The sequence below is a fragment of the Gellertiella hungarica genome (assembly GCF_014197145.1).
GTDB classification, from domain to species: domain Bacteria; phylum Pseudomonadota; class Alphaproteobacteria; order Rhizobiales; family Rhizobiaceae; genus Gellertiella; species Gellertiella hungarica.
Genome location: NZ_JACIEZ010000017.1, coordinates 1 through 26436 on the forward strand (window position 1 = coordinate 1; position 26436 = coordinate 26436).

The following is a 26436-nucleotide window of genomic DNA, read 5'->3' on the forward strand; positions in this document are numbered from 1 at the left end:
CCGCTCGGGCTACGCCCTCCCGCGGGTCTCATGCGCGCGCCAAGGTGGCCGACTTTTGCGCCGCCAAGTGGCCGGTTTTTACTCCGCCGTTGACAATCTGAGTTAAAAACCAGAAGATTATGCCCGAACGGGTTGGAATTCATCGACTGGGTGACGACTGAGCCATCGGACGTTTCCACCTTGAACGTGGTCGCAGGAGGCAAGCGGCTATCGAGGCATCCCGCTTGCATAGACGCGAACACGCGGGATAAGGTTGTTTTTCCTGATCCGTTGAAACCGTATATCAAGGTGTCACGCCCGATTGTCAGGTCAGGACTCGCGGTGAAGTCTCTCCAGACGCCCGCATTCTTCAGTTCCGAGATTTTGCTGATGAACACAATGCTGGTCCCGCACACAGAGCCAATTGATGGTACGTGATCAGCTTGTTTGGAACATTCGTCGCAACGGCCAGCACGTATGCCCAACAATTCACGCTCGGGACAGAAAGTGCAACTGCGCAGGGTCACTTGTCGCAGGAAATTGTACTGGTGTCCGCATGCGACGCCCTCTTTGCGTACAGCGGCACGTCGGAGGAGCCTTTGTGTTGGCTAAATCAAGATCGTCTTGGGAGCACATGTGAATCTAATAGCATCCCGAAGGGAGGAACTATGCGCGACGATGGACGTCCTGGCCCTGCCGTCGGACATGAAGCTACCATAATGACGTCCTAAGGCCGAGACAGCTCTCAACGTCGGCCCTGTACCAAAGCTTCGTACTTCCGGCTGAGATCGTTGCGGCGGAAGTTCTGGCCATAACTATGTCCGGCCGATTCAGAGAATGTCCCGAGAGAGCTGCGGCTTGCGTGATCTCTGAGCAAAACATCCAATGCGTACGCATCTCGGTGATATCTGCCCAGCTTGGCTCGTGCGGAAGTATTCCGTGGCTGACCAGGTCGCGTATGGCTTTGGGCGCTCTGCCCATAGCCTGCGCCGTTTCATCGAGGCGGAGAGGCAATAGGTCCAGCGGCGATGCAACCTCTGGCTCGGAAACACACATCCGGAGGGCGTCGAGATCGTGTACCCGTATCCTATACAGGAGCGGCGAATTCGCGGGAATCAGAGAGAAGCGGAGATTTCCCTCTTCCATCGCTGCCAACGTCCTCCACCATCTGTTTGCACTCATGTGCGCTATCGCGTTCGCGGCGCGGAAAAGAGAGAGGGTATGATCGGGGCGCGGTTCAACAGCCCGGAGCCTGACCCATTCAATCAGGGGAGTGTCGAGCGGAGAAACGCGACACGCCCCCTCTCTCTCACCCAAAGGGGAAAAATCGCCGAGAAGCCCGTTTTCAAATGCAGGTAGAAGCTGCGGAACAGGCAGCCCCACCACAGAGGCGACAGCGCGTGATTGTGGATTCACTCTGAGGAACGCCACCGCCGCCTCGGCCGGATGAAGACCCCCAGCTGTCGCGGCAGCACGGGCCAGCTCCCCCTTGAAGTTCCTCCGTTTGGGATCGGAAGGCCCAGGATGGCCCTTCTCAGGCGACGCTTTGAGGGTACTGATCCGTGATAGAAGCCTGCGCCTGAGCAATTTGTCTGAACGCTCCTTCACGAGAGAGCGGACAGCAGGTGACAGCGTCTCGTCTGTTTTCAATGACATGATGGCCGTGGGTTTAGGCTTGGTTCCGTCATGCCTTCCCGGTTCATCAAGACCGAGAGCGTCAAACTCTTCAGGCCACGCCATGATGGCTCTGGAGGCCCTCTCAAGTGATATCGGTGACAATCGCGAATTTGAATGGCGTCCGATCCCGTCCAGACGGCCCGCAATCTGAATAATGAACTGGAAAACCTCTCCCCTTGAAAGTCCACCGATCTGATCGTCCATTTTGCGTTTTGGAAGCTTACTCGTCTGCTCAGGGTCGACGACTTCCGCAAGGAAGGCAAATGCCTCCTCGTCATGAACCTCCACTTTCGCCTGCGGAAAGTCGCGAAGGTCCACCACTCCCCTCCAGGGGTAATCGGGATCGATGCAATGATCACAGAAGCATACCCCGAGGCAGCGTGACCACCCCAGCACCTTTCCGCACACAGGGCACTTCTCCAACAGCATCTCCATGGTGGAGAGGTCGAAGCTAAGAGGACGCAGCGACCAGCTCCCTTTTAGAACGTTGCGCTGCCGCAGCGTTAAGGGAGCGACCCGACGCGCGGTCGCTAAATGACCTCTGCGCAACTCAAGCCCGAAGAAGCTCATCTCATTGCGGCCGCTCTGGCAGGAGTTATCTAACGAAAGCCTCGTGGCGGCCGCGTCATCTCCGATTCCGAGAACAACGAGCAGACGCGCGGCCTCCTCTTTTGTGCAGTCCCGAATCCCGGATAAAGTTTTGAAGGAGCGCGTTCCAGCGAGCTTCAGAGCGAAATCGCTGTTGGTGAAGCCGTTCTGTGACATGGCGCGGTATGCGGCGTCGCGAAGGTGCTCTCCCGGCTCCGGTCTGACTGGCAGCGCCATAACTGGCTGCGACGCGATGTCTTGGATATATCCGGCGCTAGCCATTGGCCGCCATCCGATCATCGGTACCGTCATCCAACTCCAGGAAAGGATTGGAAGCGGCGAGCTTGTTGAAGAGAGTGTAGTCGTCCGCCGCGTCTGACAGGTGGCGAACCTCGATCCTCGGAGAACCGTCCTCAATGGCATAAACAGCAGCACGCTGGAACAGATTCGCAGCGTGTCCGAGGTAACCGCCGCAGGCGATATAGATGCAGGCAAGCGTCCTGTCGCCGATGAAGTTGCTGCGCTCGGGAAAGAGGCCGCAGCGCTGAAGCATCAAGCCAAAGAGCCCGCAGTACTCTTTGAACGCTGTGTGATGTTCCGGTTTGCGGAAACTGAGGGGTCCCAGGAACAGCTCTTCGATGCACCGGGCCCTGATCTGCGGTTCGCTGAGAATCTTCTCGCTCGCCTGCGTCGTTCCGACGAAAACAGCGGGGCAGCCATCCAGAAGAAAATCCTTCAGCGTGTTGTGCACTCTACCGGCTTCCACGCGAGCGTTGATCGACGGTGCGCCGACCCGAAGATGATTCATCTCGTCGAAGATCAAAAGCTCAGTCCGGAACTGCTGGATATAGTTCAGGACCCGATGCTTCTTGCTTCCCAGATTGCCGTACTCCGGGCGCGGGTCCTTATAGGCCCGGAGAATGTCCTCCAGGAGCGACATCAGCGTCGATGCTCCCGAGACACGGACATACACGACTATCCGCTGCTGCCTGCTGACGACAGACGCCGGTGTGTCGCGGTCAAAAAGTCCGGAGGAGTAGCAGTAGTCGACGACGTTCCGCTCCAGGTAGGCCTTGACTATGGTCGATTTGCCGCTTTGCGTGTCGGCGATCAGTGTCGCGCATTTCGCCTCATCGCGGAGACTGGTGCCGTTCAGGATTTGACGGCGTGTGTGGCGCAGCATGTCGAAGCGCCTGTGCGCCTTCTTCATGAAGATATGCTCTACGCGAAGCGTGCTGAATACGTAGTCGATGTCTTCGACGGGGACCGACGATGGCATAGGCGAAACTCCGGGTTTGGAACGATAAAAACTGAGCTGGGCCGCGTAAGTGGCCAGCCGCACTCAACTGAAGCCGTAGCGTTTTGCCAGCTCGTCCAGCTCGGCCTCGCTCCTGGAACGCCCTTGGTCCGCAGGGGGCATGGCCGACGGGATCGCCTCATGCTTCACCGCATCATTGGCGACAAGAGCGGAAGGCGCTCCCTTCGGCCTTGCCTTTCTCTTCTTCTGAGGAACTTTGCGTCCGGGTGGGGCTACAACATCGTCGACCCGCTCAACCAGAGGCATGCGAGACGGAATCTCGACGGCTTTCGGCATCCCGCTGATACTTGGCTTGGCGAGGATATCGACGATCTGATCTCCCGGCGCGAGCTGAGGCTTCTCGCCGCCATGCAGCACCCTGATCGTGCGCTGACCCTGCCGGTGACTGCCGGTAGCCAGGCTCTCCTCCAATTCGCGTTTGAATGCCCGTCTCGCGGCGGCTTTCTCCTCCCTGGTGTGGAACTGCTGGTTTAGCCTTGCCTGATTCTCCCGCTCTCCCTTCGCGAAGGCGAACGACACGGGGCTCTCCCTGTAGAACTCATCGGCGTTTGGAAGCTCGACCACCTCCTTGGTGAACTCATTCAGGACGAAGATGGAGGAGCAGTCCCCGTCGTAGTAGAAGAAATGCACCCTGAAGGAAGCGGATTGGCCGAGTTTGCGGCCTTTCCGACTCTTGTGGAAGCGGGCCAGATCGTTCAGCAGCGTTGACGTGAGCACTTGGTCGTGGAAGTCGTGTCCATCGAAAAGTATCCCCTCGGCGGTCAGCGTCCGCGTCTCGTAGCGCCCGAGAACCATCTTGAACGCCCGCGCGTCATCGACCGTTGGCCTGCCATGCTCCAGCAACCCTTCGGACCATTTCCGCGCCGGAGCCATCCCGATGCCGCTGTGCACCTCCAGGTGATATTCAACCACCTTGTGGTCCATGAGGCTTTTGATCTCGTGCAGTTTGAGCATCGCGCTCTTGCGCGGATCAAGGCCGGTTTCCCTCAGCTTCTCAGGCGAGCCAGGGATGCCGCCGGGCAGGCTGTGAAGTGCCGTGTTCATCGTACCGACCAGCCGCTCGACCCAAGGCTTGTACTCGGGAGTGCGTAGCGGCGCGTAGTCAACCTCAAAGCCCGCCAGATCGCCAACGAGCTGCACCGTCACGCCGACATGCGCCATTGCGTTGTCAAGGACCACGCAGCTGAACTTTCCCCAGGCGTCAGTGGCACCTTTGGCCTCCCCGAACCTTCTCACCAGATCAGCTTTCGGCGATATGACCTCGCGCAGGCACATCATGAACGTAGCGATGCAGGGGGGCTCGAAAGTCATATTGAACCCGACTGTCGAGCGAGAGAACAAATCCATGGCCCACACGATCCACGGTCGCTTCAGCACGATAGCAGTCGTGCCGTCCGCTTGGACCTCCTCGCAGGCCCAGATGTCGGCGAGGGTCTGGTCCAGAACTATTATCTCAAGAGGGGCGATTGCATCCATGCTTTCGCCGCGCCCGCGCAGCTCCCGATTTGCCTGCCGCACCCCGTATTTCGACCTGACTGTCGCATGGCACTTCGCACTGTTGATCCAGTTCGAAATAGTTTGATGGCAAGGCGGTTCGAAGTCGAAGATTGGGTCGCTGTCGTTGGAGCCGCTCTCCTCCTGCCTTTTCTGCCTCTCTTGATCCCGCATTTCATAGAACCGGTCATCGAAATAGCTGTGAGCATCGATGTGTTTGGCGTTCGGATTGGACCAGAAATAGCGAACAGTTTCCTGTCCAAGGTCATATACGCTCGGAGGCCATTTTTGCTTTACCCTGGCGAAGTTCTTCCTGCGGAGAAGGAGTGCAAGCGACCTGTTTCCGGGCCCGCCCTTGGCCAGCGCCTTTCTCACCGCGCTCGTGGAAGGGGTCCATTCGAAGCCCGCCGCCTTGGCGGAGCTGGCTTTGGACAGGATGAAGTTTGACAGCGGCCCCTCTGTTGTCACCAGGCCTGGATGCTTGTCGAATTCTCGGACATAGAAAAGCAGTGTCGAGGCCCGCTTGAAGTCCTTCTGAAGGTTGAGCCAATCCCTCTCCTGCTTAGCGGATAGGTATTCGCCCGGCGGCTCCTGGATAGCGCGGTAATCCGACGCCGTCAGCGTCTGGATTGGCTGCCCTTCCCGCGCCGTGCGCACCGCACCGCCCTGCGCCTGCAGGATCGCAAGGTCCAAGGCAGTGATTGATTTTGTCTCTCCGTCCTCAAGCGACCGAAGCGCGACCGCCGCCTCGTCGCTTGCGTCTTCCACGGTGAATGTGCCGGACCCGCTCCCGTGCAGGAACACATACCGATCACCATTGTTTATGTCGTACAGGGTCACGGCTCTGCTCCTGCCACAAGGTGAACCGTTCCGCCGCCACGCTGGGCCGAAAATTCAATCGACACGAAGCGGCGATAGTGCAAAGCGATGAGCCGCGCGTAACCGGAAGGCCCGCCGCCCAGCGCTGCAATCAAAGCTTCTTCGGTCTGCGTATGCCTGCCTCCGAAACAGGTGAGGCAGGACTGGTAGTCACGCGCATCGAGCACTACAAACTTGTGCAGATCAGCGTACCTGGCCACTAGCGACGGCCGCTTCGGCAGATGCTGCGACTCTCTGACCGTGACAAACGAGAAACCGCGCCGCGAGTACACCTCCTTCGCCAGCTCAAGCTTTCTGGCGTATTTCGGGTCGGTGTCGCGAGAATCCGCATCGGCCTTCACCTCTACGATCAGCGTCTTGAGGTGATGCGGCCGGATGTTCGCCGCGCATGGCATCAGCGCCGCCTCGGCGTACGGCATGCCTGACTGCAGATCATGCAGAAAAGACGGGTGGACTTTGAGCAGCAGGTCCGGGAAGTATATGAGAGGCCTGCCGCCGTTGCCGCGCACGAGGATTTCCAGCCGGTGCGGCTGGGCGAGCAGGAACTGAACCCGGCTCGACAGATCAGCCAGACGCATCGCCGTCCTCTCATGCTTCGAATCCCACGGCATCGAGCGGCCCCCGCCCTTCATGGACCGAAACGTTCCGGTGGGGCGGGTCTTGCGGCCATCAATGATCGTGCGTATCGGACCTCCATGCTCCGCCCAGTACATCCTGGCGACAGCATGCCTCCCAACCGGAGGCTCGGCGCGGCACGTCTCTGCTTCTCCCGGCTGCAACCGCCAATCGATCTCCTCCGCCGCCGGGGACCGCGCATGCGCTCCCCACTCGATCTTGTCAGTATCCGTAGAACGCATTTAGATCACCTCGGCATGTTTCCTGTGAATTGGCACAGGGAAATAGGTTCCGGGAGTGGCCTGCGGGCGACTAGCGGATGACTGAATCCCGTTTCTGTGGTACTGGTAACTGCTTCGCTGAACTAGGTACCGGAGCGTCGCTTGAATTTAGGTTACAAGTAGATCGATTCTATCAGATACGGAAGAGGCTATGCAGTCTGAATCGGTGGATACCCACCAGGGCCACATCAACAAGGTCATCACGTCCATCGAACGGGACCTCGCGGTGCTGACAAAGCGCCGGGAGCAGATCGTCGCGGAGATTGAGCGGCTGGACGGGGAGGCCCGAACAATCGACGAGAGCCTCAAGCACCTGGAGCACGCCAAGGTCTCGCTGAGCCGGGCACCCGCGCGGCATGTCAGTGTGAAGACAGCGGCAGACGCGGAGCTGCAGTCATCGTTGCCGGAAGTGCCAGAAGGCTTTGCCAAGAGGCAGATGGAGAGGCCGAAGAGCCAAGCCTGGCAGATCAGACAACTCGCCTACCAGGTTCTGAAGGCGCAAGGACATCCGCTGAGCCGGGCGGAGATATACGAGAAGCTCCTGTCGCTAGGATTTGTTATCGAGCACCGCACGCCAGCGAAACACCTTGGAAGAATTCTTACGGACTCCAAGGAATTCGAGTACCGGGAGAACGGTTACTGGATTGCAGGGGAACCGATTACGGCGACAATCCAAAGACATAAAAGATTTCGGAGCCGCAAGAAGCGACCGGGTGCGAAAACCTGAACTGGACTGATTTTCCTTTGCGCGGTCCAGGTCTTATCCAATGCTGACATCTTGAATTAAGGCACAATTTCTTTCCAGGGTCTTTAATTAAGGAACGCTTCTTCCCATCGGCATCATGAATTTAAGGACAGATTTCCTTAAGGCAAATCCTTGAGAGTCTCTTTTGGCTTCTCTATAAAGCACGGGACAGAGCAGCCGCGCTGCGCGGCGGGTATGTTTATTGATGGACGACCGCTGAAGCCGCCGCCCACAAACAAACCCTATTTTTTACCGATAGGCTCTGCCCTCGGTTGATGTGGCCCGGGTGAACTACCCTCGCGGTTTCGGTGCCTCGGGCTGTCCACGCAAACTGGTGGAACTGCCGCCCGCAGTTCGTCTCAGGCGGCAGATGCAACGTCTAGACCGGCTGACTGGCCTGTAGCGGCCTAGTTCCGGTAGGGATCAGCCAGGGCGGCGTCCGGTCTGCTGATAGGATATTTGATTTCGGACACGCGCTCAGCCAGCTCCTTCTCGCCGAACTTCTTGAGCAGCGCCCTGAACTGCGGATGCATGCCGCCGTCCTGATACGCGATGGATTTTGGCGGAGGGAGCTTCAGCAGGGCCTCGGACCTGTTCAGGTCTTTCATAGCTTTGGCATCGACCGACGGCTCCGGCCGCGACGTGCTGGCCGGGCAAGCGGCAAGAGGATTGCCCGGCTCGCGTCCGCCGAAGTCCCTGTCGAAAACGTATCTGCGGTCGCACATGGAGATTTTCGGCTCGCGGCGCTCCACCTCGAAGATGTCATTGCCCCGCTTCAGGATTAGCCAGAAAGAGACATTCGGATCGTCGCGATGAGCCGCCAAATTCTCGGGCGTCATGTGGAAGGGAAATGCCTGGACCTGCACGGAGGGCTGACCGGCCTTTAGTGCTGCCTGCAGAACAGCGTAGATTTCGCCGATGTTCTGATCGGTGAGCGCGAAGCAACCGGATGATGAGCAGGCCCCATGGACCATCAGGGCCTCGCCTGAATAACCCAACGCCGCTTCGAGACGGTTCGGATAGCCGAGGTTGAACGACAGGAAAAACTGCGAGTTCGGATTGAGGCTGCCCATGCTCACCCTGTAAAACCCCTCCGGCGCTTGGCGGTCGCCAGTCTTGGTTTTGGGTCCCAGTTTCCCGGACCATCGGCAGATCGGGTATGTCTTCAGCAGCGCGTACTTCCCGCTGCGGTCGACTTTCCAGACCTCAAGCTCGCTCTCCATTTTGAAAATGCGGATCAGCACAGCGCCTTCCGGCGTCATTCCCTTCTTCTGCATCTCTGCGAGCAGGGACGCGGGGATCGCTCGCGACGACTGGCCCAAGTCATCCAGACTTATATTTATGCAGCCCGCCAGCGTAGCCGCTAGCAACAGCGCGGAAATGGGGCCGCAGCCTCGCAATAACCGCAAGAATAATCGGTAAGCCGCCGCGAAGCTGATCGCGGGCGCACGTCTTGCCCAAAGTCTCATTGTCTTCCTTTCTCCAGCTGAACCCGTTTTTGGTCAGGCGGAGAAAATCGGCGGCTTGAGGTCGACGGAGCCGGATAGCCCCTCAGGGATTGACGCGGATAACAGCGAACAGCAGTTGGCATTGCGATGGAATGCGTGGAAGGCGTCTTCCGATAGGATGGCCAGATCGCTTAAGCAACGCGCCTGTCCCCGGGCTTCGTTGGCAGTTTTTGCGGCGGGCGATTTCAGAGGAGCCAGCACAAGCGTCACCGCGTAGCTGTCACTCTGCTGCAGCGAAACATCAGCGTGATCATCGTCACAAAACAAGTGAAGCGATCCAAGCAGGAAAATGCTGACGATCAGGCTTACGACCACGCGCATTGAACCGCCATCCGGTTTCGACAAAAAGGGACATTGCTGCTCTCGCAATACGACCGAGCAGTCCTTGCATCATTTGTGATGGCTGTGCAAGCCACAGGCGCGTGATCCGCTAAACGGCGCGTGCTCTGGCCAAACCAGCCGGTCGACGTGCAGGGCAAAAGCTTGCTTCAACTATCTCAAAGCCCGCTTCGCCGCCATGCCTTCAACCAAGTAGCATCCAATGCTCGCACACCATACCGCCGCCACTCCGAGCAACGGCTACTTGAAGTCGGAGTCAATCATCATGTTGACTGCGGACATCAATCGAATTGACGAGAAACCTCCTGCCGCAGCGGCGAATAGTGCGATATTGCTGCGGGCGCGGAAAGACGTAGCGGCGAGACCTACTGCGAGCACACCAGAGGCAATCGCGAAACCGCCGAGTACTGTGAACACTCGCGCAAGCCAAGTCTGGAAGGCTGGCCCGAGCAGGTCAATCTTGGCAGGTGTCAGTCCTATATACCTGATGTCCTCCGGCAGCAGCGCGGGTCTGGCCAGGATAAAGAATATGCCGATTCCAGCCACGAGCAGTCCGGATACAAAAAGAAGGACCGCCGAAGGTCACCATGAGTAAGTCGCAGTGCTCATTTCCTGAAGCCTCCAGCTCGCGAGATATTACCTTCGCCTCACGCTTTCCCCGGCCTGATGCTCATGAAAACAGCGGCGTTGCCCTGTCGGTCGACGCTCATGACGTCATAGGATGCGACTGTTGGATCGTCTCCCATGCCAAGAGAGCCGTCCGGCATGCCGGGCACAGCCACGCCTTTGATCGCGGGTCTTTCATTCAGCACGCGCTCGACGGCTTCCACTGGTACATGTCCCTCGATGAAGTACCCGTCGGTGTAGGCGGTGTGGCACCCCTCCACCGATTGCGGGACCCCGAACTTCAGCTTGACGGCTGCCATGTCATCGACGGGCCGAATGTCGACTTCAAAGCCCGCTGCCTGCATGGCCTTCGTCCACGCCTCGCAGCACCCGCAGTTCGGGTCCTTGTAGACGGTCATTTGCCTCTGCGCTGTCCGACCGGGCCGCGCGGCGACGCCGAGGATCAGCGCCGAGGCGCAAAACATGAAATGCCTTCTTCTCATTTTCCTACTCCTTTGCAACGGCTACAAGTGATTGTGGCGAACGTGGAGGCGTGTGATCCACCCTAGCCGGTTTTTCTGCGGGCAGCCGCCAGCCCTTGACCAGCGCGTAGACGGCCGGAATGACGACCAGTGTGAGGAGGGTCGAGGATATCATGCCTCCGATCATCGGAACGGCGATCCGCTGCATGATCTCCGAACCCGTCCCCTCGCTCCACAAGATCGGCAGCAGCCCCGCCATGATGGCCACCACCGTCATCATCTTCGGGCGAACCCGCTCCACAGCGCCTGTCATGATGGCTTCGTTCAGATCGGTCATCCCGAAAACCCTTCCCTGCGCGTTTGCCCTCTCCCTCGCCTCCGTCAGTGCATGATCAAGGTAGATCAGCATGATTACGCCGGTCTCGGCGGCGACACCTGCAAGGGCTATGAAACCTACTGCCACGGCGACAGAGGCGTTGAAGCCCATCCACCACATCATCCAGATGCCGCCGACCAGAGCGAACGGAAGGGACAGCATCACGATGAGGGTTTCCGTTATCGCCTTGAAGTTCAGGTACAGCAGCAGGAAAATCAGCGCCAGAGTGAGCGGTATAACGACAGCGAGCCTGGCTTTCGCCCGCTGCAGATATTCGAACTGCCCACTCCAGGCGACGGAATAGCCAGGCGGCATCTTCACTGACGCGGCGACGGCGGCCTGGGCGTCGGCGACGTATCCGCCAAGATCGCGGTTGGCGATGTCGACAAAGATGTAGACGGCAAGCTGACCGTTTTCCGTGCGGATCGAGGTTGCCCCCCGAGTCAGCTTTACCTCGGCCACGTCGCCGAGCGAGACAGTGCCTCCGCCCGGAATATCGATGAGGACATCCCGCGAGATCGACTGTGGATCGCTTCTGTAGCTTCTCGGATATCTGACCGAGACGCCGTAGCGCTCCCGGCCCTCCACAGTGGATGTCATGACCTTGGAGCCGAGAGCCATCTCAATCACGTCTTGGACGTCTGAGATGGCCAAACCATACCTCGCGAGCGCGGCGCGGTCGGGGACTATGTCGAGATAATAACCGCCTATCACGCGCTCGGCGTAGGCGCTGGAGGTCCCCGGCACTCCCTTCAGGACGGTCTCGATCTGCCGGGCAATGGCCTCCATCTCCTTCAGATCGCTGCCGTAGACCTTCACGCCCACCGGTGTCCTGATGCCGGTGGAGAGCATGTCGATGCGGGCGCGGATCGGCATTGTCCATGCGTTGGACACGCCGGGAAACTGCAAGGCGGCATCCATTTCGTTCTTGAGGCTGTCGACAGTGACACCGGGCCTCCACTGTGACTTCGGTTTCAGGGTGATGATCGTCTCGAACATCTCGGTCGGCGCTGGATCGGTGGCGGTCAGCGCCCGGCCAGCCTTTCCGAACACAGTCTCCACTTCCGGGAACGTCTTTATGATCCGGTCCTGCGTCTGTAGCAGTTCAGCCGCCTTCGTCACCGAAAGACCTGGGAGCGTCGTCGGCATGTACATCAGCGTCCCCTCGTCGAGAGCTGGCATGAATTCGCTGCCGATCTGCCGCGCTGGCCACACGGTAACCACCAGCGCCGCAAGGGCGATGAGCACAGTGAGCATCCTCGCTCTCAGCACTACCATGATAATCGGCCGGTACAGCCAGATCAGCAGGCAGTTGACCGGATTTTTGTGCTCGGGGATGATCCGGCCGCGCACGAACAGGATCATCAATACCGGCACCAGCGTGATCGAGAGAATGGCGGCGGCCGCCATTGAGAAAGTTTTTGTATAGGCCAAGGGCCCGAATAGCCGACCTTCCTGCGATTCCAGCGTGAATATCGGGAGGAATGAAACGGTGATGATCAGAAGACTGAAGAAGAGAGCCGGGCCGACCTCCGCCGCAGCTTCCACAAGTATGTCGACCCTCGGCTTTCCGGGCGGTGCCCGTTCGAGATGCTTGTGGGCGTTCTCGATCATGACGATAGCTGCATCGATCATCGCGCCGATGGCGATGGCGATGCCGCCGAGGCTCATGATGTTCGCTCCGAGGCCCAGAAGACGCATGGCGATGAAGGCAATCAGGATGCCGACGGGCAGCATGATAATCGCAACCAGAGCGCTTCGCACGTGGAGCAGGAAGACGACTGTGACGAGAGCGACTACGATGGACTCCTCCACAAGCGTCCCCTTCAGCGTCTCGATAGCCGCCTCGATCAGCGTCGACCGGTCGTAAACCGCTTTGATCTCGGTCCCGTCCGGCAGGGAGGCCCGCACAGTTTCCAGCTTCTCCTTCGCGTTTTCGATCACGGAGAGCGCATTCGCTCCGAAGCGCTGGAGCACGATTCCGCTTGCGACCTCCCCCTCCCCGTTGAGTTCTGTGATGCCGCGCCGCTCGTCCGGAACCAGCTCCACCCGCGCGACGGTCGAAAGGGTCAGCGGCGTCCCGTTTATGGACTTCAGGACAATGTTCTCGATGTCTTTCACCCCGCGCAGGTACCCCTTGCTGCGCACCATGAACTCGAATTCCGAAAGCTCGACAGTCCGGCCCCCGACATCCCGGTTGCTGGCTTTGACTGCATTTGCAACATCAGCCAGAGTGACGCTCTGCGCCTTCATCAACACGGGGTCGACAGTCACCGAATACTGCCGGACGAAACCGCCGACACTGGCGACCTCCGCCACACCCTCCGATTTCGAAACGGCAAAACGGACAGCGTAGTCCTGCAGCGAGCGCAGCTCTGCGAGTGTCAGCGTCTTCGCCACCACAGCGTACTGATAGACCCAGCCGACGCCGGTTGCGTCAGGCCCGAGCCCTGGCGTCACACCTTCCGGCAGACGGCTCGCTGCGGCGTTCAGATACTCAAGGACGCGGCTGCGGGCCCAGTAGGGGTCGGTGCCGTCCTCGAAAATCACGTAGACGAAGGACACGCCGAAAAAGGAGAAGCCCCGAACCACCTTCGATCTCGGCACCGTGAGCATCGCTGTCGTCAGCGGATATGTCACCTGATCCTCGACAACCTGCGGAGCCTGGCCGGGGTAGTCGGTGAAGACGATGACCTGAACGTCCGAAAGGTCCGGTATTGCGTCCAGCGGCATGGTTTTGAGCGCGTAGACGCCAGCTGCTGCCGCCAGAGACGCCATGATCAAGATCATCAGCACGTTTCGGGCTGACCATGAGATGACTCGGGCAATCACTTCTGAGCCTCCTCATCAGTCATGGAGCTGAGAGCCGAGTTGAGATTGCTCTCCGCGTCGAGGAGAAAATTGGCCGCGACGACCACACGGTCTCCGACAGCCACTCCCTCCAGCACTTCCGTCATCTCCTCGCCTCTCGCGCCGAGCCGCACGCTCCTGGGCTCATATTTGCCATTCCCCCGATCCAGGAAGACAAGCTGGCGGTCACCGGTATCGATGATCGCGCTGTTCGGGACAGCAGTGACGGCGTCCGGAGCATCCGCGCCGATGGCGACCAACGCGTACATGTTGGGAAGAAGGAGGCCTTCGGGATTCGGCAGCTCTATCCGCACCTTCGCCGTTCGTGTCTGCATCTGAACTTCGGGGTAGATCGCGCCGACCGTTCCCTGCAGAGCCGCTCCCGGCCTCTGCCGGAAGGTCACATATGCGGGGCCGCCTAATTTGATCGTGCCAAGTTCCGACTCTGGAACGTCAGCCAGCACCCACACTCTCGACAGGTCCGCGACCCGGAAAAGGGCGGCCCCTGGAACCGCCATCATCCCCTTGACCGCTGTCCTCTCCAGGATAATGCCGTCTTGCGGAGCGGTGTAGGCGATGGTCGCTCCGACCTTGCGGTTCGCGGCGATGGACTTGATCGCCGAGACCGGAACGCCGAGATTCCGCAGCCGAAGCGCAGCTCCTGTGTCCGGCGGCTGCGCGACCGATGACGACAGCTCCGCGAGGTACTGCGCTCCCGCAGCGGCGATCTCCTTGGAGTAGTAATGGAAAAGGACGTCCCCTTTTCTTATCCGATCACCCGTGGTCACATCGGCGACATCCTCAACGAAGGCCTCGGTGCGCATGGCGACGACGCTGATCAGCCTTTCGTCGAGGACGACGGTGCCGGGCAAAGCGAGCTTTCGCGCCACGGCTGTTTTCTGCGCCGTAGCTGTCTTCACGCCGGTGCGCTGCAGCTTGCCTGGTGCGACCGTGACGGTAGACCCGTCATTCGCCTCGCCCTCGTAGACGGGCAGATAGTCCATCCCCATGGAGTCCTTTTTCGGAACCTTGGAGGTGTCGGGCAGTCCCATCGGATTGCGGTAATAAAGGACTTTCCGCTCCTTCTGTCCGCTATCCGCCGCCTTGACGCCAGCGCCCGCCTTCGCGGGATCGAAGCTGACGTCCTCGCTTTCGCGGACAGTCACGAAAGGACGCCCGTCCTTCGTGTTCCGGGGCGCGGCGGAATACTCCGCCAATCCGTCCGGATTTCGGTAGTAGATCACAGCCCCGGTCGGCGGCGGTGATGATTTCACCTCGACAGCATTCGCCTGCCCTGCCGTGGACGTGAAGGGCATACGAACAGGGAAGTCGGATTTGCCTGCCCAAAAGGCTGCGATGCCCACAGCCGCAGCTGTGAGCACAGTTGATACATGGCGGGGCATTTCAGGGAACTGCCTTCAGTATCAGCTCGCCCTGCACTGTTTCAGGCTCGCCCTGGACTTTCGCCGCCAGCTTGAAGCGCCAGCCGCCCTCCATCACCAGATTGGTCTTGAAGGCATAGACGCCGGGCTCAGACGACGGAGCCAGATCGACCGGGGTGGTCATGGTCTCCATGCCCTCGGGAGCCATGTCCATTCGGGTGGTGAAGATCATCGCGTCAGGGACCGCCGCGCCGGTGCGCTTGTCCACGACCCTCACCGACACGATGGCCTCGGGGCCTTTTTTCACATCGGTCTTTACGGCTTGGAATTCGTAGTCGGCAGCGGCCGCGAACACGGCACGAGGGCCGGAAAGGGTGGCGGCACCGCTCACTGCCAGAGCCAGGGCCAAGGTAGTAATTCTCGTCATAGTCATCTCACGTCTGGACGCTCCGCAGAGCGGTCCGCAATTGAACATAGTTAAGGACCGTCGAAAGCGTCTTGCGCCCGACGGCAGCTCACTTGATGGATGATGACTAGACTTTAGGAGGGCGATGCGGCGGAGCGCCGGTGAGAGACCGCAGCTCGGCGTGGGGGATCGGGTCGAACGTCTGTCGCAACCGTGGGAAGCGCTCACGCAGTATCGCCTTCGCCTCCGCCTGCGCCGCAAAAGACGATCCGCATGCGAGGCTGAACACACATCCCTTGCCGCAGGTGTTCGTATCTGGCTTGGGCTTCGGGCAGCACGGCATCTGGTCCGGCATGCCCATGGCGGCCATGGCGTCTGTCACCGCCGGGGGCGATACCATAGCAGCCTCGGCCGCTGAAATGCTCGGTGGTCCGAGAAGGACAGCCAAGACTGCGGCTATAAGCGACAATGCGTGCAACAAGCGGAACAACATTCGCCCATCCTGTCACTGGGCGGTTTTCGTGTGAAGGTGCTCACAACAACTTTATCCGAGCGTCGGGTGACACCGCTTTCTACTTGGTCAGTGAAAGCCTCCGCTCGCACTTTCAGCACCATAGGCCGATCAGCGAGCGGGGCTATTAAGCGCCGATCCGTTCGCGTTAACCGCTGTTAAGTTTCTTTCGCTTAGCTTGAGGCATCGATCTTCTGGATCAAGCGAAGAAGAGGCGGCCAGCGTGAACATCACGGTGCGAACAGAGACTGCCGACGAACTCAATGCATCACTGACTTCCAGTCTCGCACGCCGCGCCTTCCTGAAAGACGGACCCGAGCTGTCCGGGGAACGGTTCGCCTGGACTTACCGCCAAGGTTATGAAAGGGCAACTATCGTATCGGCTTTCGCAGACGGTTCGAAGGCCGGACAGCTCGCATGCTTCTTCAAAACCTTCATCGCGCACGGTCAGCGGCGGACGGCCGCAGAGCTTGTCGATCTCTTCGTGTCGCCGGAATACAGAGGCTTCAAGGTTGCAAGCAGCCTATACAAAGAGATGCAGAAAGTGGTGGCGAGCGAGGGGGCCGACATCATGTACGCCTACGCCAATGAGGGAGCCTCGGTGCTCAACAAACGCTTTTTCGGCATGGAGGAGGTCACCCAGCTACCGGCTCGTCTGGGCTTCGCACTGCCAGGCGCTCGAACATCAGACAATTTCACGATTTTTGAGCGAACCGACGAAATCGCGTCGGCATGCGCCAGCTGCTTTGGCTCTGATAAGGGCGGTGTGGAGATGACTCGTGAGGAGGTGAGGAAGCGCATAAGCTCGCCGATCCACCGATATTTCTGTGCAAGCGACGGCGACACAGCGATCCTTGCCTCCCCGCGCGTCATCCGGTCTCTGCCTGTGCTCCTTGTCTGCGCCACATTCTCCAAGCGAACCGACAAGCCCCAGGCAGCAGCTACAAGAGCGATGATCGCAAGCCTGTGCCGCACCACAGGGCGAACAGCCTATCTGTACCTCGGCTGGAATGATTCAGTTGGCTTCTCCAACGGATTTGGACTGCCGGAGCGGCTTCTGAAAGGCAAGTTCCTGATCCAGTCCAACTGCCTCAACAGCCAGCGTGCTGGTATCGGCCGCTTCGAAATACTAGACGTCGATTACGGCTGACCTCCGTCCCTCCCTGCCTGCACTAATCAGCTCTTCTCGCGAAACCGGGAATGGCAGGAGGCACATGTCTGCAGCATGAGGTGAAAGGCGTGCTCCGCTGATATTTTCTGCGACGAGTGCGGCGTAATGCCGAGAAGGCCGCCCTCCATAGCCTCACCCGCCTTCATCCTCATGTCACCGGTCATGGCGTCCGGATGATCGCGAGCGGCGGCCTCAAGGTCGGCGGCATAGGTTTTCAGGTTGTCAGCGAGTTCCGCGAAATGAGCGGGATCATCTTTGATAGCGTCCGTCGCCTTCGAGCCGGGGGCAGCGCCAAGATGAGCAAACGTCTCCACCAGACGACCTCCTGCCCTCGCCTCAATCTCACGAGCCGCAGCACCGAAAGAACTGGCCGAATAGGAACGCGGCTCCTTGAACATTCCAGCCATGACCTTTGTCGCGGCAGCAATCTCCTTCATGGCGCTCTGCCTGCTCTGAACAATTTCCGAGGCCGTTCCGGCTATGGCAGAGGTGACGCCGATCAGCGAGACAGATAAAATAACTGCGGTCTTCCAAGTCATGGAGCGTCTCCGGCATTCTCGGAGAGAGGATAGGTCTGATAAGGGCTGAATTCCATATACAGTTTTGCGCTTGACCTTCCAGTGACTGGAACTCTCATCATTCTTAAAGCGGTAAGAATGCCAGCCAACGATTGACCGAAATCAAAGGTACCGGGTTTGGGGTAGTCTAAGCTGGTCACAGATGAACGGAGTTTGCCATGGCGAACTGGAGACGCACAATGATGGGAGGAGTGGTCGCGGCATTCGTCGCGCTATTCCTGCTCGTCGGCACCTCCGCTGGCCATGCCATGCCAGCCCGATGCGACATCGGTCACGGAACTGCTGTCGAAACCTCCATCAGTCATCACCACCACCAGAAATCAAAACAAGAGCAGCGGACTGGCGAATGCTGCACGACGACGTGCGGCGCGTGCCTGACGATGCTGCCGGACATTGGCGTTTCACCCAGCCGGGCTTTTGAGAAATCCGCTCCGCTCCTGGCGGCCGGACGGTCCATGACCGGGCAGGCTCCGGCTCCCGATCTTGGCCCGCCCAGAACCTCAGTCTGATGCCGCGCCGCCACTGCGGCGGAATAGTCATCGACATGTCGGTCCTTCCGACGACAAACAAGAGGTTTAACATGTATCGCCGTCAATTCCTGATGTCGGTTGCCATGGGTGCAACCGCCCTTTCCGCCCTGTCCGGTGTTCGCGCCGCCAACGCCGCCACTTCTTCCACAAAGCTTTCCGTCGCGAAGAGGACCCTCGACGTCAACGGCAGGTCCGCCAGCGTCTTCGGACTGACCGACCGATCCGGTAAGTCGGGTCTTGTCGCCGACGCGGAGTCGACAATCGATCTTCAGCTGGCAAACGAGACGACTGAAAGCACCCTCATCCACTGGCACGGCCTAACTCCGCCCTGGAAGATGGACGGTGTTCCGGACAATCCGGCAGCCCTCCTGAAGCCAACGGAGAACCGTGCTTACAACCTTCCCTCGGGCGAAGGCGGGACGCATTGGATGCACGCGCACACCTTACAGGAACAGAACCTGCTGGCCGCGCCTCTTATCGTGCGCACCGCCGCAGACAGGGCAGCCGACGAGCAGGAGGTCGTTGTGATGCTCCATGACTTCTCGTTCAAGTCGCCTGAGGAACTGCTTGATGGCCTGAAAAAGGGCAGCATGTCGTCGGGCATGTCCATGGACCATTCGAAGATGATGGGATCAATGCCCGGCATGCAGGCCATGCACCAGATGATGTCCGGCGGCTCCGGCATGGATATGCCGATGTCCGGAATGAACATGGGGATTGACGTCAACGATATCGAATACGACGCCTACCTTGCCAACGACCGCACGCTTGACGATCCGGACGTGGTCACCGTGGAGAAAGGTGGCCGCGTCCGCCTGCGCATCATCAACGGCGCGACGGCCACGGCCTTCACCATCGACATGGGTGCGCTTTCAGGCGACCTGATCGCGGTAGATGGCAGGCCCGTGGTCGCGGTGAAGGGTAGCCGCTTCCCGATCACCATGGGCCAGCGGCTTGACATCCGCCTGCAGTTGCCCCCGTACCAGGGCGCTTTCCCGGTCTTGGCACTTCGAGAAGGTGCGGCCGAGCGGACCGGGATTATACTTGCCACAGCGGGCGCGGACGTTGGCAGAATCGCGGCGAACGGTAGCGATAAGGGTCCGATCCTCGACCTCTCCCTGGAGCGGCAGCTCCGCTCCTCATCGCCACTCGCGGACAGGGAGCCGGACCGGAAATATTCGGCAATGCTGGGTGGTGACATGGCCGCCTATACCTGGGCCATACAGACTGACCAGCCAATTATGGCAAAGAAGGGCGAGCGCGTCCGTCTCGATCTGATGAACATGTCGATGATGGCGCATCCGATCCATCTCCACGGCCATCAATTTCAGGTGGTGGCGATCAACGGCACGAGGATCGCCGGAGCGGTCCGCGATACCGTGCTGATGCCGCCCATGGCCGCGCTGACCATCGACTTCGATGCGGATAATCCGGGCCGCTGGCCCCTTCACTGCCATCATCTTTACCATATGGCCTCGGGCATGATGACCTATGTCACCTACGAAGACCTGATCTGAAGGAGACCCTCATGGCGACCGAGCACGAAAAGCATCAGCACCACGATCACAGTACCCATTCACAGGCTGATCACGGTGGACATCACGCCCACGATCACGCCAATCACGGGGGGATCAAGCACGCGGCACCTCCGCCTGCGAGCGCCGAAGGCATCATTTACACCTGCCCGATGCATCCCCAGATCAGGCAGCCGGGACCTGGCAACTGCCCGATCTGCGGCATGGCTCTGGAGCCGGAGACACCGGTTGTTCAGGAAGGACCGAGCGCCGAGCTTCTAGACATGACCCGTCGTTTCTGGATCGGCCTCGTCCTCGCGATCCCGGTTCTCTTCCTGGAGATGGGCGGCCATCTGTTCGACCTCCACATGCTCGTCTCGCCGAAGACGTCGAACTGGGTGCAGATGGTGCTGGCGACCCCCGTCGTGCTTTGGGCGGGATGGCCCTTCTTCGAGCGCGGCTGGAAGTCCATCCTCAGCCGTCATCTCAACATGTTCACGCTGATCGCCATGGGAACGGGCGTGGCCTGGGCCTACAGCATGGTGGGGACGCTGGTTCCGGACCTCTTCCCCGAAACCCTCCGATCCGAAGACGGCACGGTCGCCGTCTACTTCGAGGCGGCCGCGGTCATCACCGTACTGGTGCTCCTCGGGCAGGTCTTGGAACTAAGGGCCCGCGAGCAGACGGGTGGCGCAATCCGCGCCCTGCTCGATCTGGCTCCGAAAACCGCCCGCCGCATCAGGCAAGATGGAACCGATGAGGATGTCGGCCTTGACGCCGTCAGCGTCGGGAACAGGCTCCGTGTCCGACCGGGTGAGCAAGTACCAGTCGACGGCGTTCTCCTCGAAGGACGAAGCTCGGTCGACGAATCCATGATCACGGGCGAATCCATGCCCGTCACGAAGCAGGTCGGCTCAAAACTCATCGGCGGCACGATGAACCAGACCGGTGGCTTCGTCATGGAGGCGGCCAAGGTCGGCCGCGACACGATGCTTTCGCAGATCGTCAGGATGGTCGCGGACGCGCAGCGCTCGCGGGCTCCGATCCAGCGCCTCGCCGACGAAGTGTCGGGCTGGTTCGTGCCTGTCGTTATCGGTGTCGCCATCATCGCATTCGCGGTGTGGATGATACTCGGGCCGGAACCCCGTTTCGCACATGGTCTCGTTGCCGCCGTTGCCGTGCTCATTATCGCCTGCCCCTGCGCTCTTGGCCTGGCCACACCGATGTCGATTATGGTGGGGGTCGGACGGGGAGCAAGGCTCGGCGTCCTGATCAAGAACGCCGAGGCGCTGGAGCGCTTCGAGAAGGTCGACACGCTGGTGGTCGACAAGACCGGAACGCTCACCGAGGGACGCCCGAAGGTTACGGCCATCGTTCCCCGTGAGGGCCTTGCCGAAACGGACCTGCTCCGCCTTGCGGCAACGCTCGAACGGTCCAGCGAGCATCCGCTGGCGCTCGCCATCGTCAATGCCGCCAAGGAGCGGAACATTTCTCTCGGCACCGCCGAGGACTTCGACAGCCCCGTCGGCAAGGGCGTGACAGGCATGGTCGAAGGCAGGCGGCTGATCCTCGGAAGCCACCGCATCATGGGTGAGAGCGGGATCGACGTCACCGCCCTCACCGCAAAGGCAGAAGAGCTGCGCGGCGAAGGTGCCACTGTGATCTTCATGGCGAGCGAAGACCAGGTAGCCGGACTGTTCGCAATATCCGATCCCGTCAAGGCGACGACGCCGAAGGCCGTGAAGGCGCTGGTCGAGGAAGGCGTGCGCGTCGTCATGCTGACGGGCGACAACCGGACGACCGCGCAGGCCGTCGCAAGCCGTCTCGGCATTCAGGAAGTCGAGGCGGAGGTCTTGCCCGAGGACAAGAGCAAGATCGTCACAAGGCTCCGCGACGAAGGCAAAATCGTAGCCATGGCGGGTGACGGCGTGAACGACGCTCCTGCCCTCGCGGCGGCCGACGTTGGGATCGCCATGGGCACCGGCACCGATGTCGCAATCGAGAGCGCGGGCGTCACGCTTTTGAGAGGCGATCTCGAAGGCATCGTGAGGGCAAGGCAGCTCAGCCGCGCCACTATGGCCAACATCCGGCAGAACCTGTTCTTCGCCTTTATCTACAACGCGGCAGGCGTCCCCATCGCCGCAGGCGCTCTTTACCCGACATTTGGACTTTTGCTTTCTCCCATCATCGCGGCAGCCGCCATGGCGCTCTCATCCGTCAGTGTCATCGGCAACTCCCTCAGGCTCAGGAGCATGGAACTATGATTACGTCTCGCACATGGGTTTTAATGGCCATCTCCTTCGGTGTCATCGCCGCGTTCTTTGTTCTGCGGGAGCACTGGACTCATGTTCTCGGGCTCGCTCCCTACCTGCTGCTGATGGCTTGCCCCCTGATGCATCTCTTCCACGGTCATAGCGGGCACGAAGGACACCATCATCACGACCGCGAGGACCGGAAACCGTGATGTACGCTCATTCGGAGACCTTGAGCGTGCGCTCACGAGCCTCTCCGGAGGCTGCCTTCGAGAGGCTAGACGATCCGACGGCGCTCGGGTCACACATGCAGAAACCGTCCGCGATGATGCTCGGCGGAACGATGCGCTATGAGCTTGACGGGGGGCGAGGCAGGACCGTCGGCTCTGTGATCCGGATGACCGGATACGTACTCGGCCTCCGGCTCTTTCTGGAGGAAGTGGTGATCGAGCGGTCGCCGCCGTTCTCTAAGACTTGGGAGACACGAGGAGACATTCGCCTCCTCGTGATCGGGCACTACAGGATGGGCTTCACCATCACCCCTCAGGGTAATGGCAGCCATGTCGGCATGTTCACTGATTACAATCTGCCAGACGGTCAAGGTTGGAAAATAATGGGTGCCGTGTTTGCCAAATTTTATGCACGGTGGTGTCTGAGGAAAATGACTGAGGGACTCTGAAATCAGGATTGCGGTTGTGTTCGGATATTTCGCCAGCGCCCTCTTCACCGCCGAAGGCCGAGGCATGGTAAGCCCCGGATCAGAGAAGAGTTGCGCGGGCCCGTTAAGGCCCGCGCAACTAGCTGTATGTCGCCAACAGCAAGATCACGAAATTGAGAGCAGCTGCGTTCTTTGCGGTTGAGCAAAGACCGCAGCTGCTCATTCCTTCTGAATGTCCTCGCCGCAAGCCCATCGAGGACAATCTGAAATGACAAGAACAAACTTCGGTTTGCTTAACGCGCTGACGATCTTGGCCGTTTGCGCTCTTGGCGCTCCAGCCTTTGCCAACGGCTCTCATCAGCATCCGGCAGCCAACGGCACGCCGAATGCACCGCTCGACGTGGTCCGCCAAGCGACAGACCTACCGCCCTCCGAAGAACGCTCGGGGAACCGGACGATCAAGGTGATGCTCGACACAGTCGAGGTCACAGGAAGGCTAGCTGACGGCGCGACGTACCAATACTGGACATTCAATCGAAAGGTGCCCGGCCCCTTCATTCGCGCCCGGGTGGGGGACCGCGTTGATGTCGAGCTGATGAACATGAAGGATAGCAGCGAGCGCCACAGCGTCGACTTTCATGCCGCGACCGGTCCCGGCGGAGGTGTCGTCGCAACAGACGCGGCTCCGGGAGAAACCAAGACGTTCAGCTTCCAGGCGACCAAACCGGGCCTCTACGTCTACTACTGCGAGGTGCCGATGGCCGCTCATCATATCGCGAACGGTATGTACGGTCTCATACTCGTCGAACCCGAAACGGGAATGCCGCCGGTCGACCGCGAGTTTTATGTCATGCAGGGTGAAATCTACACCTCGAAACCGTTCGGCACGAAAGGCAACCAGGTTGAGAGCGTAGAGAAGCTACTCGACGAGCGGCCGGAATATTATGTGTTCAACGGTGCCGCGAACGCGCTGACCGGTACAAACGCCCTGACTGCTAAAGTCGGCGAGAAGGTCCGCATCTACTTCGGAGTCGGCGGCCCGAACAAGACGTCGAGCTTCCATGTGATCGGCGAAGTCTTCGACAGGGTCTACCAGCTGGGCTCGCTCGATAGTCCTCCGTTGACAGACGTTCAAACCGTCACGGTTCCCCCTGGCGGAGCGACCGTCGTTGATCTCACTATGGACGTTCCCGGTGAATATACGCTAGTCGATCACGCTCTGTCACGAGCAGCCCTGGCCTGGTCGCAAAGCTTATCGTTTTGGGAAAAGCGGAATCTGCCGGATCGAAAGGGGTAAGTCAGCCCGAGCCGGAGGAGATGGACATGGAGATGGATGACCACTCCCACGGCCAGGCCGATTGAGAATCCCCACGTAAATTCTTATTCCGCCTGGGCGGCACCACTAAAACGGGTGCCGCCCAGGCTTCTGCGCGAACGACTTACTTTACGTGCTTATCGACCCAGGCGCTCATTTCCTTTATTTCTTTCTTCTGAGCGTCGATGATTTGCTGGGCCCTGGCCTTAGACGCCTTGTCCTTGCCGTGCTTAAGCTCAGTCTCGGCCATGCTGATCGCGCCCATGTGGTGGGCAATCATCCCGCAGTTGAAGGCAACGTCCGGGTCCTTCTTCATCATGCCCTGCATCATGTTCATATCCATGGATTTCATCCCCTCCATGGACTCCTTCTGATGGGCGGGCATCTTGCTCATGTCATGGCCCTGCATCATGTCGCCGGACATAGCCATGTCGGACTTGCACTTATCCGGAAAGGCCAGCTCTTCGGCCGAAGCAAAGTTGGCAGAGACAAGTGCGAAGGAGAGCAATGCCGCAGATGCGGTGAGAGCGGTAATTTTCATTTGAGTTCTCCTGTTGTGGTATAGAATGGACATCTCAGGCAACGCTGGATCGCGGAGGCGGATCGAGCGTGCGCACCAGGAGAAACGGCTGGCCGGACCGAACATTATCTTCCAGAGCAATCTCCGCGAAGTCTGGACCTGCGACCAGTGCTGATGCGGGGAGAACGGGGCAGCAATGCGAGGGTGAGCAGCATCCGGTGGCATGCGCCACGCTATGCGAGTGCGCGGCTGCGGTGATGGCGACAGCCCCGCCGCAGTCATGACCATCCTTCGCCATTACGGGCGCGGAAAGCATAGCCGCCACCAGCAGGACGATGGCAAGCAATCTCAGGATCAGCTGCAGCGCGACATGGTGCAAGTGTTTTCCCTCATCTTCGGTTGAGAACTAGACAGCTGCGCGTCTGTTTCAAGTGGGGTCCGCTCCGATGATGTGAATGCCGCTGGCCTTGACCGCGCCAAATCCCGTCGTTAGCGGATGCTCAGGTGATTCCCGCAACCGCCCCGGCGGCAGGTCGGGCAAATGAGAGACGAGACGATGGTCGGATGTGCATGTGGATCAGGACAGGATTTCGAGCGCTGCTGCGGACGGTACCTTGGAGGCGAGCACGCCCCGACACCTGAAGCCCTAATGAGGGCCCGCTACGTAGCCTTCAAGATGAGAAATCTTGATTTCATAGAAGCCACGTGCACGGAGGAAGGGTTGCAGAGCCTCAACCGCCTTGAGATGGAAAAGGCTTTGCCTGACACTCAGTTCCAGGGCTTCGAGCTTCGCGGTACGACCGGCGGCGGCGTGAACGACGACGACGGGAGCGTGCACTTCGACTTCCGATACAAGTTCGGTGGCAAGGAAATGAGGCAGGCCGAGATCGCCCACTTCCGCCGTGTCGACGGGAAGTGGCTCTATGACTACAGCGAGGTGAACCCGAAGTCTGCGCCTGTTCGCGTCGTCAGCGTCGGACGGAATGATCCGTGTCCTTGCGGCTCCGGAAAGAAATTCAAGAAGTGCTGCGGAGCGGCGGCGTGAACGAGCAGAGGTTCGCCTGCACCGCCTGCGGTCTATGCTGTCACGGCATGCTGCCGCTCTCCATTGAGGAGGCCTTCAAGTGGGCCCACGTCTTTCCGCTGGCGATGTCCGCCACGCCCGTGAAGCCGGGCACACGCGGATACGCGATGAAGGAAGTGGCGGTCACGTTTTCGGCGGGTGCGAAGAAGCCGATTCAGCTGATCGTGACTCCCGTCGCGTTTATCCCTCCGACCGCGCCCTGCCCTAAGCTCGCGGACGACGGCCTCTGTTCAATCCATGAGGAGAAGCCACAGCGCTGCCGCACCATGCCCTTCTACGCCTACAAGGAGGAGGACAGCCAGCGGGACATGCTCGTGCCGCGCCCCGGCTGGAAGTGCGCGACAGGGGAAGACGCGCCGGTCGTCTACCGCGACAGGAAGATCGTCGACCGCGCCGAGTTCCAGCGCGAGCGGGAACTTCTGAAGGGCCAGGCCGTAGCGCTCCAGCGGTATGTCGACACGGTTGCCCGATACGATCCCGGCTTCTCCATGCGCGTGCAGACGGCTGCCACAGCCGTAGTTCCAGGCCGGGTAATAGTAGGATTCGTATCCTGGCTTCGGCAGAACAAGGAACTCGACGTCGTCGGCTTCGCCCGCCGCCAGCACCCCGTTCTGAAGGAGTGGCTGGAGAAGACGGCTGGAGACGCGAAGGCCGCCCAGTTTGCCAGCTACTACCGCGAAGCCATCGGCGATCTTGAGCGGTATCTTGGCTGACGCGGCGAGTTCACCTCGCCGAGTTGCATGATGATCACAGCTGCGTCAGGACGGCTTCATTTGAC

At 59.9% G+C, this 26436-nt stretch carries 24 protein-coding genes; 10 read left to right on the top strand and 14 right to left on the bottom strand.

The genetic code is table 11. From position 1 onward, the window contains the following. The 5 genes from GGR23_RS21945 to GGR23_RS21965 all read right to left on the bottom strand — a co-directional run. Positions 1-377: AAA family ATPase (locus tag GGR23_RS21945; RefSeq protein ID WP_183368474.1), on the bottom strand; the 377-nt coding region annotated here is incomplete at its 3' end. A 313-nt stretch (positions 378-690) separates the two neighbouring features. Continuing rightward, positions 691-2526 carry a hypothetical protein gene (locus GGR23_RS21950; RefSeq protein WP_183368475.1) on the bottom strand — a complete coding sequence of 612 codons (1836 nt, stop codon included), beginning with the start codon at positions 2524-2526 and terminating at the stop codon, positions 691-693. Beyond that, complete coding sequence (locus GGR23_RS21955) at positions 2519-3523, bottom strand: ATP-binding protein (protein ID WP_183368476.1); 1005 nt, start codon at positions 3521-3523, stop codon at positions 2519-2521. Before GGR23_RS21955 ends, GGR23_RS21950 begins: the two co-directional genes overlap by 8 nt. Positions 3524-3586: 63 nt before the next feature. Further along, entirely contained in the window at positions 3587-5896 is a 2310-nt protein-coding gene (locus tag GGR23_RS21960; RefSeq protein ID WP_183368477.1) for a hypothetical protein, read from the bottom strand. Then, complete coding sequence (locus tag GGR23_RS21965; protein WP_183368478.1) at positions 5893-6792, bottom strand: hypothetical protein; 900 nt, start codon at positions 6790-6792, stop codon at positions 5893-5895. The genes GGR23_RS21960 and GGR23_RS21965 overlap by 4 nt, the downstream gene beginning before the upstream one ends. A 190-nt stretch (positions 6793-6982) precedes the next feature. On the opposite strand from GGR23_RS21965, the gene GGR23_RS21970 reads away from it, so the two are divergent. Next, on the top strand, positions 6983-7558 hold the full coding sequence (locus tag GGR23_RS21970) for a hypothetical protein (RefSeq protein WP_183368479.1): 576 nt from the start codon (positions 6983-6985) through the stop codon (positions 7556-7558). Between the two features lie 425 nt (positions 7559-7983). Here GGR23_RS21970 and GGR23_RS21975 read toward each other — a convergent pair whose 3' ends face one another. The 7 genes from GGR23_RS21975 to GGR23_RS22005 form a co-directional block, all read right to left on the bottom strand. Beyond that, the gene (locus tag GGR23_RS21975) at positions 7984-9045 is read right to left on the bottom strand and encodes a L,D-transpeptidase family protein (protein ID WP_246366031.1); all 1062 of its coding nucleotides are present in this window, start codon (positions 9043-9045) and stop codon (positions 7984-7986) included. A 33-nt stretch (positions 9046-9078) separates the two neighbouring features. Continuing rightward, on the bottom strand, positions 9079-9405 hold the full coding sequence (locus tag GGR23_RS21980) for a hypothetical protein (RefSeq protein WP_183368480.1): 327 nt from the start codon (positions 9403-9405) through the stop codon (positions 9079-9081). Positions 9406-9663: 258 nt separating this feature from the next. Beyond that, entirely contained in the window at positions 9664-9969 is a 306-nt protein-coding gene (locus GGR23_RS21985) for a hypothetical protein (RefSeq protein ID WP_183368481.1), read from the bottom strand. 101 nt (positions 9970-10070) lie between these two features. Beyond that, entirely contained in the window at positions 10071-10532 is a 462-nt protein-coding gene (locus tag GGR23_RS21990; protein WP_183368482.1) for a DUF411 domain-containing protein, read from the bottom strand. A gap of 4 nt (positions 10533-10536) precedes the next feature. Then, positions 10537-13719 carry a CusA/CzcA family heavy metal efflux RND transporter gene (locus GGR23_RS21995; RefSeq protein ID WP_183368483.1) on the bottom strand — a complete coding sequence of 1061 codons (3183 nt, stop codon included), beginning with the start codon at positions 13717-13719 and terminating at the stop codon, positions 10537-10539. Continuing rightward, on the bottom strand, positions 13716-15140 hold the full coding sequence (locus GGR23_RS22000) for an efflux RND transporter periplasmic adaptor subunit (protein WP_183368484.1): 1425 nt from the start codon (positions 15138-15140) through the stop codon (positions 13716-13718). Before GGR23_RS22000 ends, GGR23_RS21995 begins: the two co-directional genes overlap by 4 nt. A gap of 1 nt (position 15141) precedes the next feature. Beyond that, positions 15142-15546, bottom strand: a complete 405-nt coding sequence (locus GGR23_RS22005; protein ID WP_382341686.1) for a FixH family protein — start codon at positions 15544-15546, stop codon at positions 15142-15144. 713 nt (positions 15547-16259) lie between these two features. On the opposite strand from GGR23_RS22005, the gene GGR23_RS22010 reads away from it, so the two are divergent. Further along, the gene (locus GGR23_RS22010; protein ID WP_183368486.1) at positions 16260-17186 is read left to right on the top strand and encodes a GNAT family N-acetyltransferase; all 927 of its coding nucleotides are present in this window, start codon (positions 16260-16262) and stop codon (positions 17184-17186) included. 26 nt (positions 17187-17212) lie between these two features. On the opposite strand, the gene GGR23_RS22015 is transcribed toward GGR23_RS22010, so the two are convergent. Next, positions 17213-17746 (bottom strand): cytochrome c, encoded by a 534-nt coding sequence (locus GGR23_RS22015; RefSeq protein ID WP_183368487.1) that lies wholly within the window; start codon positions 17744-17746, stop codon positions 17213-17215. A 619-nt stretch (positions 17747-18365) separates the two neighbouring features. On the opposite strand from GGR23_RS22015, the gene GGR23_RS22020 reads away from it, so the two are divergent. The 5 genes from GGR23_RS22020 to nirK all read left to right on the top strand — a co-directional run bounded on the left by GGR23_RS22020 (position 18366) and on the right by nirK (position 24036). Then, complete coding sequence (locus GGR23_RS22020; protein ID WP_183368502.1) at positions 18366-19832, top strand: multicopper oxidase family protein; 1467 nt, start codon at positions 18366-18368, stop codon at positions 19830-19832. A gap of 11 nt (positions 19833-19843) precedes the next feature. Further along, the gene (locus GGR23_RS22025) at positions 19844-22093 is read left to right on the top strand and encodes a copper-transporting P-type ATPase (protein ID WP_183368488.1); all 2250 of its coding nucleotides are present in this window, start codon (positions 19844-19846) and stop codon (positions 22091-22093) included. After that, positions 22090-22293, top strand: a complete 204-nt coding sequence (locus GGR23_RS22030; RefSeq protein ID WP_183368489.1) for a DUF2933 domain-containing protein — start codon at positions 22090-22092, stop codon at positions 22291-22293. The genes GGR23_RS22025 and GGR23_RS22030 overlap by 4 nt, the downstream gene beginning before the upstream one ends. Continuing rightward, on the top strand, positions 22293-22760 hold the full coding sequence (locus tag GGR23_RS22035) for an SRPBCC family protein (RefSeq protein WP_183368490.1): 468 nt from the start codon (positions 22293-22295) through the stop codon (positions 22758-22760). Before GGR23_RS22030 ends, GGR23_RS22035 begins: the two co-directional genes overlap by 1 nt. A gap of 247 nt (positions 22761-23007) precedes the next feature. After that, on the top strand, positions 23008-24036 hold the full coding sequence (gene nirK / locus GGR23_RS22040) for a copper-containing nitrite reductase (RefSeq protein ID WP_246366041.1): 1029 nt from the start codon (positions 23008-23010) through the stop codon (positions 24034-24036). A gap of 142 nt (positions 24037-24178) precedes the next feature. Here nirK and GGR23_RS22045 read toward each other — a convergent pair whose 3' ends face one another. Beyond that, positions 24179-24595, bottom strand: coding sequence for a DUF305 domain-containing protein (locus GGR23_RS22045; RefSeq protein ID WP_183368491.1), 417 nt, complete (start codon positions 24593-24595; stop codon positions 24179-24181). A 202-nt stretch (positions 24596-24797) separates the two neighbouring features. On the opposite strand from GGR23_RS22045, the gene GGR23_RS22050 reads away from it, so the two are divergent. The 3 genes from GGR23_RS22050 (at position 24798) to GGR23_RS22060 (ending at position 26371) form a co-directional block, all read left to right on the top strand. Next, on the top strand, positions 24798-24977 hold the full coding sequence (locus tag GGR23_RS22050; RefSeq protein ID WP_183368492.1) for a hypothetical protein: 180 nt from the start codon (positions 24798-24800) through the stop codon (positions 24975-24977). A gap of 138 nt (positions 24978-25115) precedes the next feature. After that, positions 25116-25619, top strand: coding sequence for a YchJ family protein (locus GGR23_RS22055; protein ID WP_210297059.1), 504 nt, complete (start codon positions 25116-25118; stop codon positions 25617-25619). Next, on the top strand, positions 25616-26371 hold the full coding sequence (locus tag GGR23_RS22060; RefSeq protein ID WP_183368493.1) for a YkgJ family cysteine cluster protein: 756 nt from the start codon (positions 25616-25618) through the stop codon (positions 26369-26371). The genes GGR23_RS22055 and GGR23_RS22060 overlap by 4 nt, the downstream gene beginning before the upstream one ends. Positions 26372-26436: the final 65 nt, after the last annotated feature.